Below are 8,319 nucleotides of genomic sequence, written 5' to 3'. Positions count from 1 at the left end.
GGACTCCCCATGACGTTCCAGGTGTACGACACGACGCTGCGCGACGGCGCCCAGCGGGAGGGGCTCACCTACTCGGTGGTCGACAAGCTGGCGGTCGCCCGGCTGCTCGACGAGTTCGGCGTCGGCTTCATCGAGGGCGGCTGGCCGGGCGCGGTGCCCAAGGACACCGAGTTCTTCCGCCGAGCCCGCACCGAACTCGACCTGAAACACGCCCTGCTCGTGGCGTTCGGGGCCACCCGCAAGGCCGGCGTCGCCGTCGCCGACGACCCCCAGGTCCAAGCGCTGCTCGACGCGCAGACCCCGGCCGTCGCGCTGGTCGCCAAGGCCGACCTGCGGCACGTCGAGCGGGCACTGCGCACCACTGCTGCCGAGAACCTGGCGATGATCCGGGACACGGTGCGCCACCTGGTCGCCGAGGGGCGGCGGGTCTTCGTCGACGGCGAGCACTTCTTCGACGGCTACCGGCACGACCCCGCTTACGGCGCGGAGGTCGTGCAGACCGCTCTTGCCGCCGGCGCCGAGGTGATGGTGCTCTGCGACACCAACGGCGGCATGCTGCCCTCCCACGTCACCGCCGCGATCGCCGACCTCACCGCCCGCACCGGCGTCGACCCCGCCCGCCTGGGCATGCACGCCCAGAACGACACCGCCTGCGCGGTGGCCAACACCATCGCCGCCGTCGAGGCCGGGGTCCGGCACGTGCAGGGCACCGCCAACGGGTACGGCGAGCGCCCCGGCAACGCCGACATCTTCGCCGTCGTCGCCAACCTTCAGCTCAAGCTCGGGCTGCCGGTCCTACCGGAGGGCTGCCTGGAGCAGATGGTGCGGGTCTCCCACGCCATCGCCGAGATCGCCAACATCGCCCCCGACACCCACCAGGCGTACGCCGGGGCCGCCGCCTTCGCCCACAAGGCGGGGCTGCACGCGAGCGCGATCAAGGTGGATCCGCTGCTCTACAACCATGTGGAGCCCACCGTGGTGGGCAACGACATGCGGATCCTGGTCACCGAGATGGCCGGCCGGGCCAGCGTCGAGCTCAAGAGTCGTGAGCTGGGCCTGGACCTGGCCGGCCATCCGGAGACCCTGTCGCGGGTGACCCGGCGGGTCAAGGAGCTGGAGGCCGGAGGCTGGTCCTTCGAGGCCGCCGACGCCTCGTTCGAGCTGCTGGTCCGTTCCGAGCTGCCCGACGCCGCCCCGGCGCGGCCGTTCGCCCTGGAGTCGTACCGGGTGCTGGTCGAGCACCGGGAGGACGGCGCGGTGGTCTCCGAGGCCACCGTCAAGATCCGGGTACGCGGCGAGCGGCTGATCGCCACCGCCGAGGGCAACGGCCCGGTCAACGCCCTCGACGAGGCGCTGCGGGTCGGCCTGTCCCGGCACTACCCCGAGCTGCACGACTTCGAGCTGGCCGACTACAAGGTGCGCATCCTGGAGGGCAGTCACGGCACCGGCGCGGTGACCCGGGTGCTGGTGGAGACCGCGGACGGGGCGGGCCGCGACTGGACCACGGTCGGCGTGCACCCGAACGTCGTCGAGGCGTCCTGGCACGCCCTCGTCGACGCCCTCACCTACGGTCTGGACCGCGCCCACGTGTAAGGAGGGGCCCCTAGTTGACGCCCGCGGTAGAGAAGGGTTCCCTGCTCACCATCGCAGGCGGGGCGGGCGCGGTGCGGACGCGTGGGGCGCGCGGGACGGGTGCCGGTGCGGTGAGGGGGCTCAGGCGGCGGGTAGGCGCAGCTCGGCGAAGACCGCGCGGTGGTCGCTGCCCGGCACCCAGCGCACCGACACCGACCGGACGGCGATCCGCCGGTCCACCAGCACGTGGTCGATGGTCACCGGCGGGATCGGGTCACCGTCGTAGGGCCCCCAGGTGCCGATCAGCCCGGCGCCGGTGGCGTCGGCCGCGTCGACGTACCCGGTGGCGAGCAGGTCACGCAGCAGAGCGTGGTCGAGGGTGGCGTTGAAGTCCCCGGCGAGGATCGACAGGCCCGCGTCGGGGGTGGCCGGCGGCTGCGCCTCCAGGTCGGTGCGCCAGAACCCGACCTGGTCGATCGCGTGCGGGGCCGACGGGTGGACCGACTCGACCCGTACCGGCGGTCCGCCCGGCGGGGCGATCGACCCGTACGCCTGGGTGAAGCCCCAGCCGCCGCGGTTCTGCCGGATGCCGCCCCCGGCGATCGGGAAGCGGGCGTAGAGCCCCGAGCCGGTGGTGCCCAACTGCGCGTTGAGCTGCCGGTGCGGCAGCAGATCGGCCAGTCCGAGCCGGTCCAGCTCGGCTGCCGCGCCCGGGGTGAACTCCTGCACGGCCAGCACGTCGACCCGTTGGCCGCGCACCAGGTCGACCACGGTGCCCGCGTCGGCGGCGCCGGCCAGCAGGTTGGCGGTGAGCACCCGCAGTGTCGGCCCACCGGCCGACGGCTGCGCCGAGGCCATCGCCCGGGGCGCGACCATGGCGAGCAGCGCCACCGCGACCAGGGCCGCGACCGCCGCGGGCCCACGGCGTCGCAGGGCGAGCGCGAGCAGCAGCGGCACGGGCGTCCAGGCCGCGACGTACGGGGTGAAGGCGACCGCCTGCACCGCGGGCCCTCGTTCCAGGCCGGGCAGGCGTACCGCCGCCCACACCAGCCCGGGAGCCACGGCAAGCCAGCACAGCCAGGTCCGCGCCCGGGCGGCGCGGCCGGCGGCGGCGCGGGCGTCGTCGTACGTGATCACGGTCGACACGGTAGCGGCACCGTCCTCACGCCGGTGCCGCAGGTGGCCGCCCGACCGGCATCCGTGAATTGTCGAGCGTTCATGTTTCGCAATTAACCGGGCGGCCCGAAACAATCTGAAACGCGGTCCTCCGCCATTGACCCCGCGCTTTTGTCGGTGCTACTTTCCACCTGGTTCCGGCCTCGAAGTAAAAGTGGTAATGGCTGCTCAATGTGAGTGTGATTGTTCTCCGCTCCCAGATTGTCCTCACCCTGAGGACGGTTATTGCGGCGGCTTTACGCGGTGCTGGAAGGCTCGGATCAAGCCGGCTCGTTGTTCGCGAGTCGGTCGTGTCGACACGGTCAACAAAAGGGGGACCTGTCATGGCAAGACTCATTTCCCGTAGGGCGGTCGCGGTCACGTTCGGCGCGCTGGTGCTGACGCTGGCCGGCGGGGGGATCGCCGCCGCCCAGACCGCCACGGCGGCCAAGCCCGCGGCCCAGAGCGGCCAGCCGGGCGACCATGCCGCCGCGCCGGCCGGCCAGCCGCAGGTGACGGCGGCCGAGGCGGCGGCGGCCAAGGCGGCGCTGAAGGAGGGGGTGAGCCCCTCCTACATCAACGGCTCGACGTCCTTCGCCGTCGTCAGCAGCACCGGTGTCCTGCTCCGCTCGCGGGACGCTGTCTCCGCGACCAAGTACGGCCCCGGGCAGTACCAGGTCATCTTCAACCGCAGCCTGACCAAGGCCGCCTTCCTGGCCACCATCGGCACAACGGACGATTGCTGCGTTCCGCCGGCCGGCGAGATCTCGGTGGCGCCACGGCTGTCCACGCCGAACGGGGTCTTCGTGCAGACGTACGACTCCGCCGGGGTGCCGGCGGACCGGCCGTTCCACCTGGCCGTGTTCACTCCCTGACCCGTCGGGAACCGAGGGCGCCGGCTCCGGCGACGGGGCCGGCACCTTCGTGCCGCCCGCGACCGGTCCGTCCCTTCGGGGGTGTTGACGACGGTCGTCCCGGTTAGGGGGCAGCACGCCCGTCGAGTGCCGTGGATTCCGACGTTTGCCCGACGGCCGGCACGGGAAGCAAGCACCGTGACGGACATCTCGGACACCCTGGCCAGCCTGCCCACCGCAGTCGATCCCGATCCGAGCGGCGTCGAGCTGGAACAGACCCTCTTCGAGGTCAAACGCGTGATCGTCGGGCAGGATCGGCTCGTCGAACGCCTGCTCACCGCCCTCGTCGCCGGCGGCCACTGCCTTTTGGAGGGGGTCCCCGGCGTGGCGAAGACCCTCGCCGCGCAGACCCTCGCGACCGTGGTCGGCGGGATTTTCTCCCGGATCCAGTTCACCCCGGACCTGGTCCCCTCCGACATCGTCGGCACCCGCATCTACCGGGCGTCGAAGGAGAGCTTCGACGTCGAACTGGGGCCGATCATGGCCAACCTCGTGCTCGCCGACGAGATCAACCGGGCGCCGGCGAAGGTGCAGTCCGCGCTGCTGGAGGCGATGGCCGAGCGGCAGGTCTCCATCGGCGGGCGCGCCTGGCCGGTCCCCGACCCGTTCCTGGTGCTCGCCACCCAGAACCCGATCGAGTCGGAGGGGGTCTACCAGCTTCCCGAGGCGCAGCGGGACCGGTTCCTCATGAAGATCGTCGTCGACTACCCCGGGGACGACGACGAACTGGCGATCCTCTACCGCATGAGCACCGACCGGCCGACCCCGCGCCGGGTCCTCGACCCCGGCCGGCTGCGCGCGCTGCAGCGGAGGGCCGGCGACGTCTTCGTGCACCACGCCGTCGCCGAGTACGTCGTGCGGCTGATCCTGGCCACCCGGGACCCGGGCCGCTTCGGGCTGCCCGAGATCGCGCCGCTGCTCGCGTACGGGGCGAGCCCCCGGGCCACCCTCGGCCTGGTCGCCGCCGCCCGGGCCCAGGCGCTGCTGCGGGGGCGCGACCACGTGTTGCCCGAGGACGTCCGGGAGTTGGCGGTGGACATCCTCGCCCACCGGCTGGTGCTCTCCTTCGACGCGGTCGCCGACGGGGTCAGCGCCGAGGCGGTGGTCCACCGGCTGCTCGGGGTCGTGCCCCCACCCAGGGTCGCCACCCACCACACCGGGTACGCCGCCGCCGACCTGGCGGCGGCGTGAGCGGCCGGTCCGCCGGGGCCGGCGGGAGAACGTGGGCCGCCTCGCGAGCGGGGGTGACCGGGTGACGAGGGCAGCGTGGGCCGCCGCGCGAGCCGGGGCGGTCGGCGGAGCCGGGACGGTCGGGGGAGCGTGGGCCGCCGGGGAGCCGTCGTCCGACCCGACCCTGGCCGACCTCGCGCCGGACCGGCGGCTGCGCCGGCTGGAGCTGACCGTCACCCGCCGCCTCGACGGGCTGCTGCACGGCGAGCACCGGGGCCTGCTGCCCGGCCCCGGCAGCGAGATCGCCGGCAGCCGCGAGTACCGGCCGGGCGAGGACGAGGTACGCCGGATGGACTGGGCGGTCACCGCCCGTACCGCCGTGCCGCACGTCCGCGAGGTCGACGCCGACCGGGAACTGACCACCTGGCTGCTGGTCGACGCCAGCCCCAGCATGGAGTTCGGCACCGCCGAGCTGGACAAGCGCGAGCTGGCGGTGGCCGCCGTGGCGGCGGTCGGCTTCCTCACGGCCGGCTCCGGCAACCGGCTCGGCGCGCAGGTGCTCGGCCCGCACGGGTTGCGCCGGTTCCCCGCCCGTGGCGGGCGTACCCACCTGCTCGGACTGCTCCGGGCCCTGCTGGCCGCGCCGCGCGCCGCCGGGGTCGACCCGGGCGCAGCGCCCGGCCTGGCCGAGGGGCTGGCCGCCGTGGGGCGGGTCGCCGCCCGGCGCGGCCTCGTCGTGGTGGTTTCCGACCTCCTCGACGGGCTGCCGGACGACCCGGCGGCGTCGCCGCCCTGGGAGGCGGCGCTGCGCCGGCTCGCCGTGCGGCACCAGGTGCTCGCCGTGGAGGTGACCGACCCGCGCGAGCTGGAACTGCCGGACGTCGGCCTGATCACCCTGGTAGACCCGGAGACCGGTCGGCGGCGGGAGGTCTTCACCGGCGACCGCCGGCTGCGCGCCCGGTACGCCGAGGCGGCCCTCGCCCAGCGCGCCCAGGTCCGCCAGGTGCTGCGCCGGTGCGGGGCGGCCCACCTGCCGCTGCGCACCGACCGGGACTGGTGCGCCGACATCGTCCGGCACGTGCACGCCCAGCGCCGGCTCGCCCTGGCCCCGGCGGCCGGCCGGGCCGGCCCGGCGCCCCGGCCTGGCGCGCTGCGGGGAGGTGCCGCGTGACCTGGCAGTCGCCCCTGCGGCTCTGGCTGCTGCTCGGCGTCGCCGCGCTCGCCGTGGGCTACCTGCTGGCCCAGCGCCGTCACAGCCGGTACGCGGTCCGCTTCACCAACCTGCGGCTGCTCGACCGGGTGGCCCCGGACCGCCCGGCGTGGCGGCGGCACGTGTCGGCGGGCCTGTTCCTGGCCATGCTGGCGCTGCTGGTGGTGGGCTTTGCCCGGCCCAGCGCCGAGGTACGGGTGCCCCGGGAACGCGCCACCGTCATGGTGGCGGTCGACGTGTCCACCTCGATGCTCGCCTCCGACGTGAAGCCGGACCGGCTCAGCGCCGCCAAGGACGCGGCCCGGCGCTTCGTCGACGGCCTGCCCGACGAGTTCAACGTCGGGTTGGTCGCGTTTGCCGGCAGCGCCGCCGTGCTGGTGCCGCCCGGCACCGACCGGGAGGCCCTGCACGACGGCATCGAACGCCTCGCCGAGGGCAGCACCGGCGTGCAGGGCACCGCCATCGGGGAGGCGATCAACACCTCCCTCGGCGCGGTGAGGGGGTTGGACAGCCAGGCCACGAAGGACCTGCCGCCGGCCCGGATCATCCTGCTCTCCGACGGCGCGAACACCTCCGGCATGGACCCGATGGAGGCCGCCGCCGAGGCGGTCGACGCGAAGGTGCCGGTGCACACCATCTCGTTCGGCACCCCGTCCGGTTTCGTCGACCGGGGCGGTCGGCCCATCCAGGTGCCGGTGGACGGGCAGACCCTGAAGGCGGTCGCCGACTCCACCGGCGGCGGATTCCACGAGGCGACCAGCCGCGAGGAGCTGCGGGCGGTGTACGACGACATCGGCACCTCCGTCGGCTACCGCACCCAGCGGCAGGACGTCTCCGCCCGGTTCATCGGGCTCGGACTGATGCTGGCCATGGGTGCGGCGGCGGGATCGATGCGGTGGTTCTCCCGGCTGCCCTGAACGGCTGCCTTGTGCGCGGCCGGCCGGAACGGCCGGACATCCGGAAGAGACGCGGACGTGAGGAGCAGCGGATGGCAGTACAGACCGGACTGGGCGAACCGCGCGGGCCGTGGTTCGTCTCGCCCGACCTCGATGCCGACCGGCGCGGCCGGCGGGAGGTACCGGGTCGGGGCGGCGACGGCCGGCAGTGGAGCTGGCAGGGCCGGCTGCTGGCCGCCGCCGGGGTGGTGGCGCTGTCCACCCTGTCCGGGGCGGCGGCCGGCGCCTGGGTCGCCGACTCCGCCGCCGCGCCGGGCCCGACGGCGGCGTCCGCCGCGCCGGTGCCGGCGGAGCTGGTGACCGCTGCCGAGCGGACCGTGCCGGGGGTGGTGTCGGTGCTGGTCGGCGGGGGCACCGGGGGCTCGGCGACCGGCTCCGGGTTCGCCATCGACGACCAGCAACACCTGATCACCAACGACCACATCCTGGCCAGGGGCGGCGGTGCGGCGGTGACGGTGGAGCTGCCGGACGGCCGGCGGTTCGCCGCCGAGGTGGTCGGCCGGGAGCCGGGCAGGGACCTGGCCGTGCTCCGGGTGCCCCCGGGCGCCGGCCTGGCCCCGTTGCCGCTGGCCAAGCCGGGCGCGACCCGGGTCGGCGAGCCGGTGCTGGCGGTCGGCTCCCCGCTCGGGCTGGCCGGCACGGTTACCGCGGGTATCGTCAGCGCGCTCGACCGTCAGGTGCGCCTCGGCGCGAACCGGCACCGCGCCGTGCAGACCGACGCGTCCATCAACCCGGGCAACTCCGGCGGCCCGCTGGTCAACGCCCGAGGTGAGGTGGTCGGGGTGAACACCGCCATCGCCACCATCGACGGCAGTGGATCAATCGGCATCGGCTTCGCCATCCCGATCGAGCAGGTGCGGCAGAGCGCCGACGCGATCATCGGCAAGGGCGGCTGACCTGGGCGGGGTCCGCCGTCCCGCCCGGGACGGAAGGTAAAGTGTCAGAAATCGGGCGCAGCCGCCGGCATGGGCGACGGCCGGGCCAGCACCGCGTCCCTCGGCGATTCCCGTAGCCACCCACGGTGCCCGCGTGGGGCGCTAGCCTTCTGGCGTGGACGACGGACTGCGGGTGACCGACCGGCTGATCGTGCCGGGTGCCGAGCTGCGGGAGCGGTTCTCCCGCTCGTCGGGCCCGGGTGGGCAGGGCGTCAACACCACCGACTCGCGCGTAGAGCTGAGCTTCGACGTGGCCGGCTCGCCGAGCCTGACCGAGCCGCTGCGCGCCCGGGCCCTGGACCGCCTGGCCGGCCGGCTCGTCGACGGGGTGCTCACCGTCGCCGCCAGCGAACACCGGGCCCAGCTCGCCAACCGGGAGGCGGCCCGGGAGCGGATGGCGGCGCTGC

At 74.5% G+C, this 8,319-nt stretch carries 8 protein-coding genes; 7 read left to right on the top strand and 1 reads right to left on the bottom strand.

Going from position 1 to position 8,319, the window contains the following annotated elements:
- Positions 1-9: 9 nt before the first annotated feature.
- Positions 10-1,593 carry a citramalate synthase gene (gene cimA, locus E1258_RS26985; protein WP_132406063.1) on the top strand — a complete coding sequence of 528 codons (1,584 nt, stop codon included), beginning with the start codon at positions 10-12 and terminating at the stop codon, positions 1,591-1,593.
- 120 nt (positions 1,594-1,713) lie between these two features.
- On the opposite strand, the gene E1258_RS26980 is transcribed toward cimA, so the two are convergent.
- Positions 1,714-2,649, bottom strand: coding sequence for an endonuclease/exonuclease/phosphatase family protein (locus E1258_RS26980; RefSeq protein ID WP_132406061.1), 936 nt, complete (start codon positions 2,647-2,649; stop codon positions 1,714-1,716).
- A gap of 422 nt (positions 2,650-3,071) precedes the next feature.
- Between E1258_RS26980 and E1258_RS26975 the strand changes: the two genes are divergently transcribed.
- From E1258_RS26975 to arfB, 6 genes are all read left to right on the top strand, one after another.
- The gene (locus tag E1258_RS26975) at positions 3,072-3,602 is read left to right on the top strand and encodes a hypothetical protein (RefSeq protein WP_132406059.1); all 531 of its coding nucleotides are present in this window, start codon (positions 3,072-3,074) and stop codon (positions 3,600-3,602) included.
- Positions 3,603-3,779: 177 nt separating this feature from the next.
- Positions 3,780-4,832 carry a MoxR family ATPase gene (locus E1258_RS26970; RefSeq protein ID WP_132406057.1) on the top strand — a complete coding sequence of 351 codons (1,053 nt, stop codon included), beginning with the start codon at positions 3,780-3,782 and terminating at the stop codon, positions 4,830-4,832.
- 163 nt (positions 4,833-4,995) lie between these two features.
- Positions 4,996-5,982 (top strand): DUF58 domain-containing protein, encoded by a 987-nt coding sequence (locus tag E1258_RS26965; RefSeq protein WP_207919731.1) that lies wholly within the window; start codon positions 4,996-4,998, stop codon positions 5,980-5,982.
- Positions 5,979-6,938 (top strand): VWA domain-containing protein, encoded by a 960-nt coding sequence (locus E1258_RS26960; protein WP_132406053.1) that lies wholly within the window; start codon positions 5,979-5,981, stop codon positions 6,936-6,938. Before E1258_RS26965 ends, E1258_RS26960 begins: the two co-directional genes overlap by 4 nt.
- A gap of 71 nt (positions 6,939-7,009) precedes the next feature.
- Positions 7,010-7,873 carry a S1C family serine protease gene (locus E1258_RS26955; protein ID WP_132406051.1) on the top strand — a complete coding sequence of 288 codons (864 nt, stop codon included), beginning with the start codon at positions 7,010-7,012 and terminating at the stop codon, positions 7,871-7,873.
- Between the two features lie 154 nt (positions 7,874-8,027).
- On the top strand, positions 8,028-8,319 hold a 292-nt coding region (gene arfB / locus E1258_RS26950; RefSeq protein ID WP_132406049.1), incomplete at its 3' end, for an alternative ribosome rescue aminoacyl-tRNA hydrolase ArfB.

The organism is Micromonospora sp. KC207 (assembly GCF_004348615.1).
GTDB lineage: Bacteria > Actinomycetota > Actinomycetes > Mycobacteriales > Micromonosporaceae > Micromonospora.
The sequence above is the reverse complement of the archived record's forward strand: the minus strand, read 5'-3'. Positions and strand labels throughout refer to the sequence as shown.

Bases quoted from the DNA above. Each gene is read 5' to 3' on its own strand.
- cimA (WP_132406063.1), top strand. From the start codon at position 10: ATGACGTTCCAGGTGTACGACACGACGCTGCGCGACGGCGCCCAGCGG.
- E1258_RS26975 (WP_132406059.1), top strand. From the start codon at position 3,072: ATGGCAAGACTCATTTCCCGTAGGGCGGTCGCGGTCACGTTCGGCGCG.
- E1258_RS26955 (WP_132406051.1), top strand. From the start codon at position 7,010: ATGGCAGTACAGACCGGACTGGGCGAACCGCGCGGGCCGTGGTTCGTC.